This window comes from Anaerococcus sp. HMSC068A02, assembly GCF_001811125.1.
GTDB classification, from domain to species: Bacteria; Bacillota; Clostridia; order Tissierellales; family Peptoniphilaceae; genus Anaerococcus; species Anaerococcus vaginalis_C.
On the sequence record NZ_KV803765.1, the window covers coordinates 1 to 18,418 of the forward strand.

Genomic DNA, 18,418 nt, shown 5'->3' on the forward strand with positions numbered 1-18,418 from the left:
CAGTTAAATGATAGCAGAAAAAGGAAAGAGGCAATTCTTGAAGAAAAAATAACCTCGGATAATATTTATAAGATTCTTGTAAATTTTAATAGCCTTTATACAGTTCTTTCAGATATCGACAAGAAGAGATTACTTAACGAAATGATAGAAGAAATTCAAATTTATGACGAAAAAACAGAAAAGGACACTTGGATAAAATCGGTTGTTTTCAAGCTTCCGCTTATAGATAATGAGATTGACTTTGGTTTGGACAATAAAGATAATGTCGAGAGTGTAGTATTGATGTCAAGAGAATAGGATAAGATGTTACAAGACTGTTGGTATCAATGGCTTTTAGGATTGTTGAAAGAAACCTTAAAGCCATTTTTCTATTAGAAAAACACCTCGTGGGAACATATCAATAGTAAAAATCGTAGGGGTGTGTAGACAGGATAGATATTTATAGGGAGAGTGAACAGAATAGATATTAGGACTTGACACATCAATTAATAAGTTGTAAAATATAAACAAGTTAGCAGATTAGCTAATAAAGTAATAGGAGGTAATCATGAACAATCACGAACTGACTTTTGGGGATTTTATTTCTCAGAAGAGAAAGGATTTAAGAATCACCTTAAAGGATATGGCGGACAGGCTTAATATCTCTTCACCGTATCTAAGCGATGTAGAGAAAGGAAAAAGAGATTCTTTTGACTTAGAGAGGTTGAACCAAATTGCTAAAATATTAAACTTGGATGAAGAAGAATCATCCATTATGATGGATTTAGCTGGAAAGCAAAGAAATACGGTGGCACCTGATTTGCCAGAGTATATTTTAAAGACTAAAGGCTTAAGCGTAGCTTTGAGAAAGGCTAGAGACTTAGATGTTAAAGAAGAAGAGTGGATAAAATTCATTGAAGAAATTGAAAAAGAGAGGTAGGCATGTATCAATATAACTTCAACAAATCAAGTACATGTGCTCCATTTATCACTTTAGATCAAATTGAATCACTGACCGAGCAAATTCTCAATAAATATTGTCCTTCTGCAATTGAAAATTTTGAAGCGGTAGATATTGAGGGACTGGCAGAATTTGATTTAGGGTTTAATGTTGAGTATGCCTACTTATCTCATAACGGATGCTATGCAGGAATGATGGTCTTTAATGATGACCAAGTAATACGAACAATGAAAAGTCTAATGCCAAATGTTGAAACTGGACAATGGGAACTAGAATACCTTACAGATAGAGCCAATACTATTCTAATAGATAAGCAATTAGACAATCCAAGAGATAAAGGATTTAGAAGATTTACCCTAGCTCATGAATGTGGACATGGTGTAATTCATCCGTGTGTATTCTATAGAGATCCAAACCAACTAACTTTTTTTAATGAAGAAGAAAAGCCTGCGTCACTAGCTTGTCGAACTGGCGATGTTAATAAGAAGAAAAATAAACGCTGGGGATTTATGGATACAATAGAATGGCAGGCGAATACATTTGCTTCTTGTCTTTTGATGAATAAAAAAGCGATTAGAAAGTATTTATACTATCTAGGTTATGATAAGCACATTAAGGATGAAACTTATCTATTTGATTTCATCATGAAAGTATCAGAGCAATTCCAAGTATCAAAAACAGCAGCATTAGTTCGATTAAAAGTATTAGGCTATGCACCTAATGACTTTGAATTAACAAAAGAACTATATAACGAATTTAGTTTTTAAAATATAGCTTAGCTATATTTTTTTAAGAAAGAAATTAGCAAAGAAGCTAACAAGGAAAGATAAGGAGGTATTATGGAACAAATGGCATGTCCAGTCTGTAAAAAGAGATTTTTTGATGTATCAAGAATTCCTTTAGAGAAAATAGAGATAGCAGCAAAATGTCCACACTGTGGGAAAATTTCAACACTGGAAATATCAAACAAAAATAAGAAAAAACCATACCGAGCAAAGAAGTAAATGTAACTATCAAATAGCCGGATGAGTATTCAAAAGGAAACTCATCTGGCTATTTTTATATTAAGGAGGTGATCCTATAGAAATAAGAAACAAAGAAGGAAAAAGAGTCTGTGATATTAGCGAAGACAAGAAAAAGCTAACTATCAGGCGAGGTAAAAGTACAACCATAGCCTATGTAGTTAAAGGCGAAATTAAAATTTTAAATAAGTAAAAGAGATATCCGCAAGAACGCTAGACGGCAGTCGGAAAACCAAACCATGGTTTTCTATTGCCGTCTTTTTTTGTTTTTACGGATGGCCTTCTTGCGGATCTAGAGATTTTGCAAGGAGGCAAAAGATGGCAAAGAAAAGATATTTAGAAATAAATGGCAAAGAAATCGAAGTTAGTGAAGAAGTCTACAAAGAATATATGAAACCAATCTGGAGAGAAAAAAAGAGAATACAAAGAGCCTACAAGAATTTAGAAGAACTACAAGATAAAGACAGAATTAAAACAGCGACTGAGAAAAATGGAAACTATGTCCAAGCAGGAAGTTTAGAAACAGGCTTTGTCGAAACAAAAGAATATGGTCTTCCCTTATCCCTTGATGTTGCTGAAGAGGAATACGACTTTGAAGTAACTAGCGTTAAAAATACTGAGGACATAGTAACGTACAAACTTCTAGAAGAAGCATTCTTAGAAATCATTAGTGAATTTTCTGAAAGAGATAAAAAAGTTCTAAAACTACTTTTTCTCTACGAAATGAAAGAAAGAGAAGTCGCAGAAGTAGTAGGAATATCCCAAAAAACAGTTAATAACATCAAAAATAAGCATTTACCAAAGATTCAAGAAAAATTGAGACCTTGGAAAAAATAATTACTCAAAAACTTACTAGATGTCCTAAGGAATATGAGGGAAGAAGTCTTACTTAAATACAAACAGGATGTCCTAAGAAGTAAGAGAATATACAACTTACTCAAAATGAAGGCAAATGTCCTAAGGAGTATGAGAGGAGAAATCTTACTCAAAAATTTAATGAATGTCCCAAGGAATATGAAAGGAGGAACAAAGTGGACTTAGTAAAAAACGAACAGATGGCAGAAAGTTTAATAGCCATCTCAATTGTTGCCAAGAAGATAGCTATGGAATTAATGCAACCAGAGAAAGGAGAAAAAAGTGTCAAGAATAAAGCTATTAATGGAAATCAAAGAAGATGCAGAGAATCTTGCATCTAGTATAGGTGTCCTTCTCACAGCTTTAGAAAGTGATGAGGAAGTTCCTAAAAAGGAAGAAAAGGTAAAACAAGAAGAAAAGACTTATGAGATTGAAGATGTTAGAAAGATACTAGCCGACAAATCAAGATTAGGCCATACAGCTAAGATAAGAGAACTCTTAGAAAAGTATGGGGCTAAAAAGTTATCTGAGATTGAACCAAGTAACTATAAAAGCTTGGTAGCAGATGTGGAGAAACTCTAATGAGTGCTCACGCAATATTGTCTGCCTCAAGTAGTTCCCGTTGGATTCACTGTCCACCAAGCGTTAGGCTTTCTCAAAAATATGAAGATGAGATTAGTCCTTATGCACTTGAAGGTACTTCAGCTCATGCCTTAGCAGAATATAAAATAAAGAAGTTATTAGGTTTAGATACTAAAGACCCAACAGAGGATTTAGATTTTTATGATGAGGAAATGGATGAGCTAACTGAGGGATATGCTTCATATGTGACAGAAGTAGTAAGTAGATACGAAAGCCCAGCCGTCTTTGTGGAAGAAAAACTTGACCTATCGGAATATGTTAAAGAGTCCTTTGGTACAGCTGACTGTGCAGTTGTTGGAGGAGAAGACCTTCATATAATTGACTTAAAGTATGGCCAAGGTGTTTTGGTAGACGCTAGAGAAAATACTCAACTCATGTTATATGGACTTGGTGCATTAAGTCTCCTTGATGGAATTTATGATATCGAAAATGTAATACTTCACATCTATCAACCAAGAAGATGCAATATCTCAACTTATGAAATCAAGAAGATAGAACTTTATGAGTGGGGAGAAACCATACGAGAAATTGCAGATAAAGCTTACAAAGGCGAGGGAGAATTCTCTTGTGGAGAATGGTGTATCTTCTGCAAAGCTAAGAATAAGTGTAGAAAAAGAGCGGAAGAAAACCTGAAACTAGCACAAGAAGAATTTACCCTGCCACCAGAACTATCTGATGATGAAATTGAAGAGATTCTACCAAGATTAGACGAACTGGAACAATGGGCCAAAGATATCAAGGTTTACGCTTTAGAAAGAGCAATGAAGGGTCATAGATGGAAGAACCTAAAACTTGTCGAAGGTAGGTCTAATAGGAAATACCGAGATGAAGATAAAGTTGTAAAAAAAGTAAAAGAACTGGGATTTAATCCCTTTGAAGAAAAGTTACTTGGCATCACAGCTATGACTAAGTTACTAGGTAAAAAAGTCTTTGATGAAAATATCAGCGACTTATTAGAAAAACCAAAAGGAAAGTTAACCCTAGTTAGCATTGATGACAAACGAGAGGAAGTAAAAATTGACAATGTTAAAGAAGAATTTGGAGTGGTTAAGGAATGAAAAAAATACCACTTACAAAAGGACTTTATGCATTAGTTGACGATGAAGATTACAAAGAACTATCAAAATATAAGTGGTTTGCCAGCGGTCATCCAGGTCAGTTATATGCCTGTAGACACAATCCAGAGAATAAATCTCGCCATATTAGAATGCATAGGCAAATTCTAAATGCTCCAGAGAATATGGAAGTAGATCATATAAATCTGAATAGATTAGATAATAGACGATCTAATTTGAGGCTAGCAACTAGACAAGAAAATTCTTTTAATAGAAAAAAGTTTAACATGAAATCTCACTCTAGATATAAGGGAGTTACTTTTCATATTAGAGATAGATGTTGGCAAGCGTGCATCAGAATAAATGAAAAGCATATTTATTTAGGCAGTTTTGATAAAGAAGTAGACGCTGCAATGGCGTACAACGAAGCGGCAAAAAAGTATCATGGTAGATTTGCAAAATTAAATATAATTCAGGAGGAAAATTATGCAAAATAAAACAAAAGTAATTACAGGTGAAGTTAGATTATCATATTTTAACGGATGGGAACCAAAGTCAATCAATGGTGGTAAAGAAAGATACTCAGTATCCGTTATTATCCCAAAGAGCGATCAAAAGACAATCGAAAAAATTGAAAAAGCAGTAGATGCCGCTATTGATGAAGGACTTTCTAAATTTAATGGAAAGAAGCCGAATAAGAAATCTATTAAACTTCCATTAAGGGATGGTGACACAGAAAAAGATGATGAGGCTTATGCAGATGCATACTTCTTAAATGCCAACTCTATGACAGCACCTCAAATTGTGGATAGAAACGTAGAACCAATTCTTGATAGAAGTGAAGTCTACTCAGGAGTTTATGCAAGAGTATCCCTTAACTTCTATGCCTACAATGTAAATGGCAATAAGGGCGTAGCGGTTGGGCTAGGGAATATTCAAAAACTAAGAGATGGTCAACCTCTAGGAAATAGGTCTAATGCAGCAGATGACTTCGATGCTATGGACGATGATGACGAAGATTTCTTAGCATAGGAGGATTTTATATGAAAGAAACAATTTTAGCTATTTTGATGGGATTATGGTCTTACTACTGGTATAAGTTAGGCTATGTTCAGGCTCAAATTAATGAAACACAAAAGAGAATCAGGGAAATTTATAGAGATATAGAGAAACAATTGGATGAAATGCAAAGAACTGTTGATAAATGCATCCAATCATTGGACGAAATTAAATATAAATGAAGAAAATATCAATAGATCTTGAGACCTATTCTTCAGTTGATTTAGGCAAAAGTGGTGTATACAAGTATGCCGAGAGTGAGGATTTTGAAATCCTCCTCTTTGCCTATTCTATTGATGATGAAGAAGTTAAGGTCATAGATTTGGCAAGTGGAGAGATTGTTCCTGAAGAAATATTATCAGCACTTAGTGATGAAAGTATAGAAAAGTGGGCTTTTAATGCAAACTTTGAAAGGGTGTGTCTATCTAGGTTTTTAGGTAAGAGGCTAAAACCTCAAGGTTGGTATTGCACCATGATTTGGTCAGCCTATCTTGGTCTACCTCTATCGCTTGAAAAAGTTGGAGAGGTTTTGAAACTAAATAAGCAAAAGATGAATGAAGGCAAGGCCCTTATTAGATACTTTTCTATTCCTTGCAAACCAACTAAGACCAATGGTATGAGGACAAGAAATCTACCACATCACGACTTAGAAAAGTGGTCTACCTTTAAGGAATATAACCAAAGAGATGTGGAAACAGAAATGGCAATAAAGAAAAAACTATCATATTTTCCTATGCCTCAATCAGAATGGGAAAACTACTGGATAGACCAGAACATCAATGATAGAGGGATTTTGATTGATGAAGTTTTAGTTGATTCAGCTATTAAATTTGATGAAATATTACGAGAAGAAAATATGGACAGAGCCATAGAACTAACTGGTCTTGAGAATCCAAACTCTCCCTTACAGCTAAAAGAATGGCTTAATAAAAAAGGCTTAGAGATAGATTCCTTAGCTAAAAAAGATGTAGAGTCTGCTATTAAAAATGCTGAAGGTCATATTAAAGAAGTTTTGGAACTTAGACAAGAACTATCTAAGTCTTCAGTTAGAAAATATGATGCTATGAAAAATGTAAAAGGAAAAGACAAACGTGTGAGAGGGCTCCTTCAATTTTATGGGGCAAATCGTACAGGAAGATATTGTTTAACTGGAGATCACGAAGTTTTAACTGATAAAGGCTGGGTTAGACTTGATAAATGGAATGGAGGGAACATTGCTTGTTGGAATACCATAGGAGAAAAAATATCTTTTCAAAAGTCTGAAATGGTTAAGTTTCCATTCAGTGGACAAATGGTTTTCTATGAAGATAAAAGAATATCTCAAATAAGCACAACTGAACACAAGATGTATTTTAAAAATCATTATAAGAGTGAGTGGAGAGTTGGAGAAATATCCGAGATGCTAAATTATGCACATCCAGCTATTCCATTTACTGGATATAGACAAGTTCAGTCAAATTTAGATCATATTCAGCTTAGAGTTCTTATTATGATTCAAGCGGATGGACATTATACTGCAGAAGGAAATATAAAACTTTCTTTTTCAAAACTTAGAAAAGTTGAAAGATGTAAAAGTCTTTTGAGAAAAGCAGAAATTTGCTTTAATTTGAAAGAATACATGGATAAGTCAAAGAAAAGATATGTTTTTACTATCTACTCTAGACACCTACCTTTGTGGCTTAGAATGTTTGAAAACAAAACATTTGACACATGGCTATTTGATGAAAGTGCAGACGTGTTCTTTGATGAACTTGTTCATTGGGACGGATATCAAAGTGCTAAAAACAGCATTCAGTATTCTACAGTAAATAGGAAAAATGCAGATATAATACAGGCCTTTGCTCATCTAAGTGGTAGAGCATGTCAAATGAGTATAAAGAAAAGATCGCAAGTTCATAACAATTGGCAAGATGCATATATATTAGACATTTGGTTAAGACCTAAAAACGCACATCAAATACAAAGAAAAGCAAAGAAAATAGACTATACGGGAATGGTCTACTGTGCTATGACTCCAACAGGTTTCTTTTTAGTGAGGAGAAATGGAAGAGTATGGGTTACAGGAAATTCAGGACGTCTTATCCAGGTACAAAATTTGAGGAGAAACAATCTAAAAGATTTAGAACTAGCTAGGAGTCTTGTAAAAAATAGAGATTACGAAACTATGGAAATCCTCTATGAATCCCCGTCTGATGTTTTATCTCAATTAATAAGGACAGCCTTTATACCAAGAGAAGGCACCAGGTTTATTATTTCAGACTTTTCAGCAATAGAGGCCCGTGTCCTTGCATGGCTTGCAGGAGAACAATGGGTACTGGACGCTTTTGAAAATGGAGAAGATATCTATTGTAGAACAGCATCAAGGATGTTTGGAGTGCCAGTTGAAAAGCATGGAGTAAATGGACATCTAAGACAAAAAGGAAAGATTGCTACTTTAGCCTGCGGTTATCAAGGGGCCTTAGGTGCTCTAAAAGCAATGGGTGGTATTGAGATGGGTTTATCTGAAGATGAACTTCAATCAATAGTCGATTCTTGGCGAGAGGCAAATCCTAATATAGTAAGTCTTTGGTGGGACATAGATTCAGTTGTAAAAAGAGTTGTAAAGACTAGGACTAAAGAAAAATATAAGAGCCTAGTTATTAGCTATGAAAAAGGCCTTCTTTTTATACAACTACCCTCAAAAAGAAGACTTGCTTATCCAAAAGCAAAAATAGGGATGAATCGATTTGGTGGAGAGTCAATAGTCTATGAGGGAATCGTAGTAGGAAATAAATGGGACAAGATAGAATCTTACGGCGGTAAATTTGTAGAAAATATTGTTCAAGCAATAGCCAGAGATATTTTAGCAGAGGCTATGATGAGAATTGAAAATGAAGGATTTAATATCGTCATGCATATCCATGATGAAGTTGTAATAGAAAGTGACTCATCTAGTATTGAGGAAGTAAATCAAATTATGTCCGTTGTTCCAGAATGGGCGGATGGACTTATCTTAGATGCAGATGGATTTGAAAGCGAATTTTATAAGAAAGATTAATGGAGGTATATTCATGTTTTATGTGAAAGAAAAAATCAATGATTCTATGGAAATAAGCATTGAAATAAATGATGAGAATGTCTTTTGCACCTGTCCAAAGTGTGGAAAAGAAGTTCAAGTCGATTTAGTCGAAGTATTGGAAGATGGCGATTTATTTTCTACTCAAGTTTTCTGTAATACTTGTAGTGAAACAATGAGTGATATTTATGAATAAGGAACTATACAACAGGAGTGGGTGCAAGGATCCCACTCCTTATCAAGCAATTAAAAATGCAGAGAAGAAGTACTATCCTTTGGTATATATCTGCAGTCCATTTTCTGGAGATGTTGAAAATAATGTAATCAAGGCACAGAAGTATTCTCGATATGCCTTAGATAAAGGAAATATTCCTATAGCACCACATCTTTTATTTCCTCAGTTTATGAATGATGAAAAGGAGAGAAGACTTGCCATGCATTTTAATTATGTCCTTCTTGGAAAATGTGAAGAAGTATGGGTCTTTGGTGACAAGATAAGTCCTGGAATGGCTGAAGAAATAAAGATTGCTGAGAAGAGAAAAATGAAGATTCGCTATATAAAGGAGGTAGTCTAATTGAAAATATACACCTCAAATTTAATAGGAGTGGAGTCAAACTGTGTTTATCCAAATGAGGTTAATGCAGTAGATGTTAGGTCATTTGAGAAAGCTGCAAGTTTTGATCATGTAATGGCTAAGTATAAAAATTCCTACAGGTCCAATGATAATTTCATAGAGTCAGAATGTGTTCCCATGGATATAGACAACGACCATTCAGAAAATCCAGATGATTGGATTTCAACTAACGATTTAAAGAGAATATTTGACGGAGTTAAATTTGCCATAGTTTACAGCAGAAACCATAGAAAAGAAAAAAATGGAAAAGCTGCAAGACCAAGGATGCACATATATTTCCCAATTCCTAAGATTACAAATTTAGCTGAATATGTAGGAATCAAAGAAAGGTTAGCGGAGACCTATACTTTCTTTGATGGCAATGCCTTAGATGGAGCTAGATTTTTCTTTGGAGTTAAGAATCCTGCCGTTGAAATAGTTAGGGGAAGAAAATATGTGATAGAAATCCTAAAAGATAACTTTGAGGATTTTGATAACTCTCAAGACTTGATTCAGCAAGGCTCTAGAAATTCAACTATGAACCATTTTGCTGGTAGGGTTTTAATTCGATATGGAAATACAGATGAGGCGAGAGAATTATTCGATAAAAAAGCTAGTCTTTGTTCACCACCACTCCCAGATAATGAACTGGAACAAATATGGAGGTCTGCTTGTAGGTTCTATAAAAAAGTAGCAGCAAGTGAAGATTATATACCACCTGAAGAATACAATGAGAGATATGAGGAATATAAGCCAGAGAAACTTACAGATATAGCAATGGCTGAAATCTTTACTAAGCACAACAAAGATAAAGCTATCTACACTATATCTCAAGGCTGGCTTTATTGGACGGGCAAGAAGTGGGAAGATTCTGAACTAAAAGTAATGAGTCTTTATATGGAGACTGCCAAAAAAGTTCTAGAAAATGCAAGTATTGAATTTAAAGAGGTCTATCAAGAATTAGCAGATGCTGAAATGATGGGAAGTAAGGAAGAAAAAGCACAAGCAAAGTTAAAAGTAAATACTGCAAAAGCCTATCTCAATTTTGCTAAAAAAATGAACGACCATGGAAAAGTATCTGGAATATTAAAACTAGCTAAGTCTTTGTTAGAAGTTAAAAATGAAAAACTAGATTCAGATGCTTTTATTTTAAATACACCTGTTGGAGTTATTGATTTAAAAACAAGTGAAATAAAAGAGCATGACCCGTCTTACTATTGTACGAAGATTACTGCCCTAGCTCCAAGTAAGGATAATATGGATATGTGGATAGATACTTTAAGGGATGTAACTGGTGGAGATGATGAGTTTATTAATTTCTTAAAGTTCCATGCAGGATCTACATTAATAGGTCATGTTTATGAAGAAGCACTCCTTATAGCTTACGGAGATGGAGGAAATGGGAAGTCTACAGTCTTTAATTCAGAGGCTCACGTTCTTGGAGACTATGCAGGTAAAATTCCAGCTGAGTCTTTAACAACAAGAGCGAAGAATGTGAAGGTTGATCTTGCAGAGTTATGTGGTAAGAGATTTATTCTAGCCTCTGAAACAGAAGAGGGTCAAAGACTGTCAAGTTCTATGTTAAAGCAGATAGCAAGTGTTGATGATATTTCAGCAGAAAGAAAATACTATGCACCCTTTTCATTTACGCCAACACATTCTACTATTCTTTATACAAATCATCTACCAAAGGTGGGCTCTAATGATCGAGGAACCTGGAGAAGAATTGTGGTGGCTCCATTTTCTGTCGCCATTAAAAATCCTAAGACAGACTATATAGATAAGCTTCTAGAAAATGCAGGTGGGGCAATTCTACAGTGGATGATTGAAGGAGCAAAAGAATATATAGATGCAGGCTTTAAATATCCAAAGTGTAATGTTGTAGATGATGCTAAAAGATCATATAAAGAAGAAAATGACTGGATAAACCATTTTATTTCAGATAAATGCATAAAAGGAACAAATTATAAAGAGATGAGTGCAAGGTTATATCAAGTTTATCGTGAGTGGGCTGGTTCAAATGGAGAATACATTAGGAACAATAGAGATTTTTCACGAGCCCTTATAGCAGAAGGTTATGAAAAGAAAAGGACAAATAGGGGAATTGAATGGGGCGGTATAACCATCAATGATTTAATGGAGTCGGAAGACGACTTTTTATAAATGCATCTTAGTGTAGCATTTATAGGCTAAATAAAGATGATTGTATAGAAAAAAGTTTTTCTTAATTAATGAAAAGTGCATACACTAAACTACAAAAAAGACATGACTATTTACACTTGACTTAACACTGAAATGGCTTAATATACGCATTTTGTATGGTGTGAATAGTTATAGCCTACTTTCTTTTATATATTATTTTTATTCTCTCGTGTAAAAGGTTTATAAAAAGCTACACTATACAACACTTAAAAAATGGAGGATTTATGAATTTCTATAACTACATGATGAAAAATCACTTAAATGAAATGTCTCCAAGAGGAGATTTAGCAAGAGATATGATGGAAGATAGAGACTTTCCTAAAAATAAAACGGGGAAATTTAAGGGCTGGAAAAGACTGATTAAAAATTATTTAGAAAGCCAGGGTGCTTGTTATGATTGTATGATGACTTTTGAAGAAGCGTGGAAGGAGTATGAAAATTGCGAGAGAAAGAGATTGAATCTGCCCTTGTTAAAAGAGTAAAAGAGAATAAGGGTCTTTGTCTTAAATTTACATCTCCATCAATGACGGGAATACCAGACAGGATAATACTTCTACCTAAAGGTAAAATCGGATTTGTTGAAACAAAAAGACCTGGAGGAGAACCAAGACCAATTCAGAAAAAGAGAATAAGGCAATTTAAAGATTTAGGTTTTAAGGTTTATGTTCTTGACTCCAAAGAAAACATTGATGAAATAATAAAGAGAATCGGAGGTGACTAATTGGAATATACTCCACATAAATATCAAAATTATGCTACTGAATTTATAAAAGAAAATAAAGAATCAGCAATTCTACTGGACATGGGTCTCGGTAAGACTGTTATAAGCCTAACAGCTATAAAAGACTTACTCTTTGATTCTTTTGAAATTTCTAAAGTCTTAATAATAGCGCCACTAAGAGTTGCTAGAGATACATGGAAGGAGGAAATAGAAAAATGGTCTCACCTTGATATCTTAAAATATTCAGTGGTCATAGGTAGTGAAAAAGAAAGAATAAAAGCATTAGAAGAACAAGCAGATATTTATTTAATCAATAGGGAAAATGTATACTGGCTAATAAATAAGAGCGAACTGTCCTTTAACTACGATATGATTGTAATTGATGAACTATCCTCTTTTAAGTCTCATAGGTCAAAGAGGTTTAAAGCTTTGATGAAAGTTAGACCAAGGGTAAAAAGAATAGTTGGTCTTACTGGAACTCCATCATCTAACGGCCTAATGGATTTATGGGCTGAGTTTAGACTGCTTGATATGGGTCAAAGACTTGGAAGATTTATTGGTCAGTACAGGGAAATCTACTTCAAACCAGATAAGAGAAATGGACCAATCATCTATTCCTATAAACCACTGCCTTTTGCTGAAGATGCAATCTATGAAAAGATATCAGATATAACAGTTTCTATGAAAGCTGAAGATTACCTAAAAATGCCAGAGAAGATAAACAATGAAGTCTTTGTAAATCTATCAGATAAAGAAAGAGATATCTATGAGACCTTAAAAAAAGACTTGGTTGTTAGTATTAAGGATAAAGATATAGATGCAGTTAATGCTGCTGCACTTTCTAATAAGTTACTGCAAATGGCTTCAGGTTCTGTTTATGATGAAGATAAAAATATGATCCATATTCATGATAGAAAGCTTGATGCCTTGGAAGATTTAATAGAAGGTGCAAATGGTAAACCTGTTTTAATAGCTTATTGGTATAAGTCAGATTTAAAAAGAATAAAAGATAGGTTTGATGTAAGAGAACTTAAGACAAGTAAGGACTTTAAAGAATGGAATAAAGGTAAGATTCCAGTGGCTATTATTCATCCTGCATCTGCTGGTCATGGACTTAACCTACAAGCTGGAGGTTCAACACTTATTTGGTTTTCTCTTACTTGGTCCTTGGAACTTTATGAACAAACCAATGCCAGACTTTATAGGCAGGGTCAGAAAGAAACGGTTGTGATTCATCATATCTTAGCAAAAGGAACTATAGATGAAGACGTGATGAAAGCATTAGAAAATAAGAACAAAACACAAGCTGCACTTATTGATGCAGTGAAAGCAAATCTGGAGAGTTGATGTCATAGAATGTCACTAAGAACATTTGATAAGCTTAATATACGAGCAGGAGTTCTATGGAGAACTTACCTCAAAAACGTATGGAGGTAAGAAATGAATGCAAAAGAATATTTAAAACAAGCTTTTTATTTAGACAAGAGAATAAACTCAAAGCTGGAGCAAGTTGAATCACTCAACGCTCTAGCAACAAAAGCTACATCCACCTTATCAGATATGCCTAAGAGTCCTAATAGAGGATCATCAAAACTTGAAGATACTATCGTAAAGATCATAGACCTTCAAGAAGAAATAAATAGGGATATAGATAAGTTGGTGGATTTAAAGAAAGAAATCGTAAGAACAATAAAAAAGATTGAAGATAAAGAACTTCAGGTAGTTTTAGAAAAAAGATATCTTTGTTTTGAATCTTGGGAGAAGATAGCAGTTGAGATGAATTACTCAATTCAGCATATCTTTAGACTTCATAGTAATGCTTTGAAAAATATAGAGATATAAAAAAATCGGGTGACGCTTAAATGCATCACCCGCAAAACTTTCGTTTTCAATTCGTGTTTTTATTATAGTATTAAATTTAAAACTTGTCCAAGATATCATGGTGTCCAATATCTAAAAGAAATATCAATTCATTATTTTCATAGAACCAAATAATGCGAATATCCATGTTAACGGAAGACTCCCATATTCCATCCGTACCTTGTATTTTCTTAGTTCTTAAAGATGGATGGGTAGGATTTTCTACGAAAAATTTAAGTTTCTTTTTCGTTTGCTTCTTTTCAGTATCAGATAGTTTTTTGTAATGCTTTTTAAAGGCTTTCGAATAAGTAATTTTATAAGACATTACTTATCTAACTCCTCAAATAGAGAGTCAATGGAATCAAAGATTGGCCTTTCTCCATTTTTTATAGATTCTTTAATTTCTTTTACTTCAGCTTTTAAATTTTTTATGACGTGTTCTGGATAGATTGCTACTGGAACAAGTACAATTTTTCCGTTATCTTCTATGACTTCAAATTGATCACCTTGGTTTAATTCCATAGAGTTTACTATGTCTTTTGGGATAGTAACTTGTGATTTAGCTTTTAGTTCAACCAACATAACAAAACCTCCTTAGTTAGAAATTCATACTTTCTAACTAAATTATATTTTCTTCTGAGAAAAAAGTCAAGTGGAGAGTAAAGTTGATAGAATGAGAGTAAGTAGTTGTAGTATAGTTAGAATAGCAAAAGAATAATAAAACGAGCCTTGGAGATAAAATCTTCAGGGCTTTCTTTATGGAGTGATAAAGTGCCAAGAAAACCTAAGAGACCATGTTCTCATCCAGGTTGTCCTGAATTAGTTGAAGGACGATTCTGTAAAGAACATGAGAAAGAATACAACAAAAACTATGAAAAATATAAACGAGATCCTAACACTCATAAGCGTTATGGAAAAGCGTGGAGAATTATTAGAAAAAGATATGTAGCAGAGCATCCACTTTGTGAGATGTGTTTAAAAGAAAATAGAATGACAAAGGTAGAGGAAGTACATCATATACTTCCTCTTTCTCGTGGTGGAACTAATGACGAAGACAATCTTATGAGTCTTTGTAAATCTTGTCACTCAAAGATTCATGCTGAGCGTGGAGATAGATGGAATGAAAATAATTAAGAAACCAATACCTTCTTATCCAGGTTATTATGCAGATGTTCTTGGGAATATTTACTCGGTAAGAAGTGGCAAAGAAATAGTTATAAGTCAAAGAATTCATAAGGACTATTTACATGTAACTGTAAGAGATACCAATTCTCCAGTAAAAATACACAAAGAGCCAGTCCACAAGTTAGTGCTTCAAGCGTTTAGAGGATATAGACCTGACAACTATGTATGTAGACATTTGAATGGTAACTGTTTAGATAATAGATTAGTAAATTTAAAATGGGGAACTCAGAAAGAAAACATGCTGGACTCAATTAAACATGGTACAGCAGCTTTCTTAAGACACGGAGAAAATGCTAATGGTTCTAAACTTAAGTTAAAACAAGTTTTTCAAATTCGTTGGCTATATAAGTTTGGATATAAGCAAAAAGAATTAGCAACTTGGTTTGATATAAGTCAGAAGCATGTATCAGATATAGTGCGAGGAAAAACATGGAAGAAAACTATTTGTGTAGAGACCTAGGGGATGTCAAATCTCTACGATTGATTTCCCTACCAACGGTGCCGCCCTCTCACGCACAAAAAAAACGGGTTCAAAGGCCCTATTAAAAAAAATAATAAAATAGGAGGTGATACTATCGCTAAAGACGGAACATACAGAGGTGGAAGAAGAGTAAAAGCAGGAGGGAAACCACAGCCTGCTGCTGAAAAAATAGAAAAAGGTAAAAAAGTAGAAATATTAATGAATGATATTCCAACATTCACTCCAGAAGAAATAGATGCAGTTGACTTACCAGACGGAGCAATTCTTGATGGAACAGATATGCCAACACCTAGTGACTATCTATCTGCAAAGCAAAAGAATGGAATACCACTCGGTGCTGATGAAATATATAAAGAGACTTGGAGTTGGTTAAAACAGAGGAACTGTGAAAACTTAGTAAATCCAAGATTATTAGAATCATACTCTCAGGCATTTGCAAGATACATTCAATGTGAAGAGGCAATAAGTCAATTTGGACTTTTAGGAAAGCATCCTACTACGGGAGGGGTTATTGCATCTCCATTTGTACAGATGTCTAGTCAGTTTCAAAAGACGGCAAATCTTTTATGGTACGAGATTTATGACATTGTAAAAGAAAACTGCACTGAAGTTTATGAAGACTACGGAGAAGATATGATGGAGAAATTACTAAGGCATAGGAGGTAATTATATTGTTTGAAAAAGTAAATCCAAAGCATCCAGATAAAATAGCGGATTGCATCGCTGGTGCAATTGTAGATTTAGCATATAAAGAAAAGGACAATCCTAAAATAGCAGTTGAAGTTTTACTTGGACATGGGAATTGTCATGTGATTATAGAAACGGACTGCAATCTAAATAAAAAAGAAATTGAAGTAGCAATTAAGAGAATCGCAGGAGATGTCATAGCAGATATTAAAATTGAAGAACAGGATATCCACCTATCAAATAATCAGAAAGATAAGATAAGATGTGGAGACAATGGAATCTTTAAGGGAGTGCCTACATCTGAAGAAGAAAAGGAACTATCTTTAATTGCTCGTGAAATCTATTCTAATTATCCTTACGATGGTAAATACATTCTTGATGGAGATAAACTCATCATCTGCCAGTCAAATGTATCTACAGAAATTTTAAAATCAATTTATCCAAGAGCAATAGTAAATCCATTGGGAGATTGGACTGGAGGATTTAATGTTGATACTGGAGCGACTAATAGAAAACTCGGTTCTGATATGGGACGAGCAGTAACTGGCGGAGGTCTTCATGGTAAAGACCTATCCAAGGCTGATGTATCGATTAATATTTATGCCCACCTAAAGGCACAAGAGGAAAATAGAGAGATTGAATTATCCTGTGCAATTGGAGATGAAACTGTTGATGGTAAAGCCTATGAAGAAATAGTAGAAATTGCCAAAGACTATGTAAAATCTATTGGTGGTTTTGAGGAATTTGCAAAGTGGGGGCTCATCTAATGAAAGAAGGACTATTACAATATGAATTAAAAAATGTAGATGAACTCATCCCATATATTAATAATGCTAGAACGCATACTGACGAACAAATAAATAAGGTAGCTGCATCAATAAAAGAATTTGGATTTTTAAACCCAATCCTAATTTCAGATGACAATGTAATCACAGCTGGGCATTGCAGACTTCTTGCAGCTAAGAAACTTGGACTTAAAAAAGTACCTTGCATATTAGAAAATTATCTTACAGAGGCACAAAGAAAAGCATATGTACTTGCTGATAATAAGCTAAGTCTTGATGCTGGTTGGGATGAAGAATTACTAAAAATCGAACTAGAATCATTAGAAGAATATGGATTTAACGTAGAGCTGACAGGTTTTTCGGAAGAAGAACTGGGTCAGCTTTTTGATTTAGGTAGTGAAGCAAAAGAAGATGACTTTGATATTGAGGGAGAACTAAATAAACCAACTTTTTCTAAAGAAGGAGATATATGGACACTAGGAAGACATAAAGTTATCTGTGGTGATTCTACTCAGTGGGATACTTTTGAAAAGCTGCTAAATGATACAAAGGTCAATTTAGTATGTACCGATGCACCATATTTTGTAGATTTGAAAAATAAATCGGGAACAATTAAAAATGACAATCTTAATGATAAGGAAGCCTATGAATTTTTGATGAAGGTTTTTACAAACTTTAAAGACGCAATGGCTAAGGATGCATCAATTTATGAATTCTATGCAACTATGAAAGCTAGAGTTTTCTATGATGCTTTTGAAGATGCAGGCTTTAAAGTTGGTGCAGGGCTTATTTGGAAAAAACCAAGAGCTCCTTTCATGAGAACAGATTGGAAATTTAATATGGAGCCTATTATCTTTGGTTGGAGAAAAGATGGAAAACATAACTGGTATGGAGATCAAAAGCAAACAGCAGTCTTTGAATTTGATGGAATTAAAGATTCAGAAAAAGAAGGATGTGGTCATCCATCATCAAAACCAGTACCTCTCATTGCCTACCTAATTAAACAATCTACACAAACGAATGGCTTAGTCCTTGACGGATTTTTAGGAAGTGCATCGACTCTGATTGCCTGTGAAGAACTTAATCGAATCTGCTATGGAATAGAGATAGAGCCAAAATTTGTTGATGTAGCAGTTAAAAGATATTTGAATTTAGTGAGGAGTGATGAAGAAATAAACTTATTAAGGGATGGAAAAGAGTATAAGTATGAAGATGTTATTAATCTGACTTGATATAAATCAGTATTTGAGTGATA

Annotated in this window: 25 protein-coding genes and 1 pseudogene; 24 read left to right on the plus strand and 2 right to left on the minus strand. The window is 34.1% G+C overall.

The features are described from left to right. The 19 genes and pseudogenes from HMPREF2782_RS06310 to HMPREF2782_RS06390 form a co-directional block, all read left to right on the plus strand. Positions 1-297: pseudogene (locus tag HMPREF2782_RS06310) on the plus strand (recombinase family protein); the annotation flags it as partial. A gap of 250 nt (positions 298-547) precedes the next feature. After that, positions 548-919: a helix-turn-helix domain-containing protein gene (locus tag HMPREF2782_RS06315; RefSeq protein WP_034440562.1), complete on the plus strand. Its 372-nt coding sequence runs from the start codon at positions 548-550 to the stop codon at positions 917-919. Positions 920-921: 2 nt separating this feature from the next. Beyond that, positions 922-1,707 carry an ImmA/IrrE family metallo-endopeptidase gene (locus HMPREF2782_RS06320; RefSeq protein WP_070641687.1) on the plus strand — a complete coding sequence of 262 codons (786 nt, stop codon included), beginning with the start codon at positions 922-924 and terminating at the stop codon, positions 1,705-1,707. A 72-nt stretch (positions 1,708-1,779) separates the two neighbouring features. Then, a complete protein-coding gene (locus HMPREF2782_RS09510) occupies positions 1,780-1,944 on the plus strand; it encodes a hypothetical protein (protein ID WP_002834910.1) in 165 nt (54 codons plus the stop codon). 336 nt (positions 1,945-2,280) lie between these two features. Continuing rightward, positions 2,281-2,799 carry a sigma-70 family RNA polymerase sigma factor gene (locus tag HMPREF2782_RS06325; RefSeq protein ID WP_070641688.1) on the plus strand — a complete coding sequence of 173 codons (519 nt, stop codon included), beginning with the start codon at positions 2,281-2,283 and terminating at the stop codon, positions 2,797-2,799. Positions 2,800-2,993: 194 nt separating this feature from the next. Then, a complete protein-coding gene (locus tag HMPREF2782_RS09515; protein WP_186821660.1) occupies positions 2,994-3,158 on the plus strand; it encodes a hypothetical protein in 165 nt (54 codons plus the stop codon). Continuing rightward, the gene (locus HMPREF2782_RS06330) at positions 3,121-3,399 is read left to right on the plus strand and encodes a hypothetical protein (RefSeq protein WP_186821661.1); all 279 of its coding nucleotides are present in this window, start codon (positions 3,121-3,123) and stop codon (positions 3,397-3,399) included. The genes HMPREF2782_RS09515 and HMPREF2782_RS06330 overlap by 38 nt, the downstream gene beginning before the upstream one ends. Further along, positions 3,399-4,517, plus strand: a complete 1,119-nt coding sequence (locus HMPREF2782_RS06335; RefSeq protein WP_070641690.1) for a DUF2800 domain-containing protein — start codon at positions 3,399-3,401, stop codon at positions 4,515-4,517. Before HMPREF2782_RS06330 ends, HMPREF2782_RS06335 begins: the two co-directional genes overlap by 1 nt. Beyond that, a complete protein-coding gene (locus HMPREF2782_RS06340; protein ID WP_070611445.1) occupies positions 4,514-5,011 on the plus strand; it encodes an HNH endonuclease in 498 nt (165 codons plus the stop codon). The genes HMPREF2782_RS06335 and HMPREF2782_RS06340 overlap by 4 nt, the downstream gene beginning before the upstream one ends. Beyond that, entirely contained in the window at positions 5,001-5,546 is a 546-nt protein-coding gene (locus HMPREF2782_RS06345) for a DUF2815 family protein (protein WP_070641691.1), read from the plus strand. Before HMPREF2782_RS06340 ends, HMPREF2782_RS06345 begins: the two co-directional genes overlap by 11 nt. Before the next feature lie 11 nt (positions 5,547-5,557). Further along, positions 5,558-5,755, plus strand: a complete 198-nt coding sequence (locus HMPREF2782_RS06350) for a hypothetical protein (RefSeq protein ID WP_070641692.1) — start codon at positions 5,558-5,560, stop codon at positions 5,753-5,755. Then, positions 5,752-8,610 carry a DNA polymerase gene (locus HMPREF2782_RS06355; protein WP_070641693.1) on the plus strand — a complete coding sequence of 953 codons (2,859 nt, stop codon included), beginning with the start codon at positions 5,752-5,754 and terminating at the stop codon, positions 8,608-8,610. The genes HMPREF2782_RS06350 and HMPREF2782_RS06355 overlap by 4 nt, the downstream gene beginning before the upstream one ends. 13 nt (positions 8,611-8,623) lie before the next feature. Next, positions 8,624-8,824 carry a hypothetical protein gene (locus HMPREF2782_RS06360; protein ID WP_070641694.1) on the plus strand — a complete coding sequence of 67 codons (201 nt, stop codon included), beginning with the start codon at positions 8,624-8,626 and terminating at the stop codon, positions 8,822-8,824. After that, positions 8,817-9,203 (plus strand): DUF7768 domain-containing protein, encoded by a 387-nt coding sequence (locus tag HMPREF2782_RS06365; RefSeq protein ID WP_070641695.1) that lies wholly within the window; start codon positions 8,817-8,819, stop codon positions 9,201-9,203. The genes HMPREF2782_RS06360 and HMPREF2782_RS06365 overlap by 8 nt, the downstream gene beginning before the upstream one ends. Positions 9,204-9,233: 30 nt before the next feature. Beyond that, positions 9,234-11,405, plus strand: coding sequence for a phage/plasmid primase, P4 family (locus tag HMPREF2782_RS06370; protein WP_261668731.1), 2,172 nt, complete (start codon positions 9,234-9,236; stop codon positions 11,403-11,405). Between the two features lie 263 nt (positions 11,406-11,668). Next, positions 11,669-11,926: a sterile alpha motif-like domain-containing protein gene (locus HMPREF2782_RS06375; protein ID WP_070641697.1), complete on the plus strand. Its 258-nt coding sequence runs from the start codon at positions 11,669-11,671 to the stop codon at positions 11,924-11,926. Then, positions 11,884-12,165 carry a VRR-NUC domain-containing protein gene (locus HMPREF2782_RS06380; protein ID WP_070641698.1) on the plus strand — a complete coding sequence of 94 codons (282 nt, stop codon included), beginning with the start codon at positions 11,884-11,886 and terminating at the stop codon, positions 12,163-12,165. Before HMPREF2782_RS06375 ends, HMPREF2782_RS06380 begins: the two co-directional genes overlap by 43 nt. Beyond that, a complete protein-coding gene (locus tag HMPREF2782_RS06385) occupies positions 12,166-13,512 on the plus strand; it encodes a DEAD/DEAH box helicase (RefSeq protein WP_070641699.1) in 1,347 nt (448 codons plus the stop codon). Positions 13,513-13,605: 93 nt separating this feature from the next. After that, positions 13,606-14,007 (plus strand): DUF1492 domain-containing protein, encoded by a 402-nt coding sequence (locus HMPREF2782_RS06390; protein WP_009430836.1) that lies wholly within the window; start codon positions 13,606-13,608, stop codon positions 14,005-14,007. A gap of 76 nt (positions 14,008-14,083) precedes the next feature. On the opposite strand, the gene HMPREF2782_RS06395 is transcribed toward HMPREF2782_RS06390, so the two are convergent. Continuing rightward, positions 14,084-14,350, minus strand: coding sequence for a type II toxin-antitoxin system RelE/ParE family toxin (locus HMPREF2782_RS06395; protein ID WP_002834890.1), 267 nt, complete (start codon positions 14,348-14,350; stop codon positions 14,084-14,086). Then, positions 14,350-14,607, minus strand: a complete 258-nt coding sequence (locus tag HMPREF2782_RS06400) for an AbrB/MazE/SpoVT family DNA-binding domain-containing protein (RefSeq protein WP_004835121.1) — start codon at positions 14,605-14,607, stop codon at positions 14,350-14,352. Before HMPREF2782_RS06400 ends, HMPREF2782_RS06395 begins: the two co-directional genes overlap by 1 nt. 189 nt (positions 14,608-14,796) lie before the next feature. Between HMPREF2782_RS06400 and HMPREF2782_RS06405 the strand changes: the two genes are divergently transcribed. From HMPREF2782_RS06405 to HMPREF2782_RS06425, 5 genes are all read left to right on the plus strand, one after another. Beyond that, the gene (locus HMPREF2782_RS06405; RefSeq protein WP_070641700.1) at positions 14,797-15,159 is read left to right on the plus strand and encodes an HNH endonuclease; all 363 of its coding nucleotides are present in this window, start codon (positions 14,797-14,799) and stop codon (positions 15,157-15,159) included. Continuing rightward, positions 15,146-15,670 (plus strand): HNH endonuclease, encoded by a 525-nt coding sequence (locus HMPREF2782_RS06410; protein ID WP_070641701.1) that lies wholly within the window; start codon positions 15,146-15,148, stop codon positions 15,668-15,670. Before HMPREF2782_RS06405 ends, HMPREF2782_RS06410 begins: the two co-directional genes overlap by 14 nt. A 114-nt stretch (positions 15,671-15,784) precedes the next feature. Next, positions 15,785-16,357 carry a P27 family phage terminase small subunit gene (locus HMPREF2782_RS06415; RefSeq protein ID WP_222563141.1) on the plus strand — a complete coding sequence of 191 codons (573 nt, stop codon included), beginning with the start codon at positions 15,785-15,787 and terminating at the stop codon, positions 16,355-16,357. A 5-nt stretch (positions 16,358-16,362) separates the two neighbouring features. Then, entirely contained in the window at positions 16,363-17,145 is a 783-nt protein-coding gene (locus tag HMPREF2782_RS06420; protein WP_070641703.1) for an S-adenosylmethionine synthetase N-terminal domain-containing protein, read from the plus strand. Beyond that, on the plus strand, positions 17,145-18,395 hold the full coding sequence (locus HMPREF2782_RS06425; RefSeq protein WP_070641704.1) for a site-specific DNA-methyltransferase: 1,251 nt from the start codon (positions 17,145-17,147) through the stop codon (positions 18,393-18,395). Before HMPREF2782_RS06420 ends, HMPREF2782_RS06425 begins: the two co-directional genes overlap by 1 nt. Positions 18,396-18,418 lie beyond the last annotated feature (23 nt).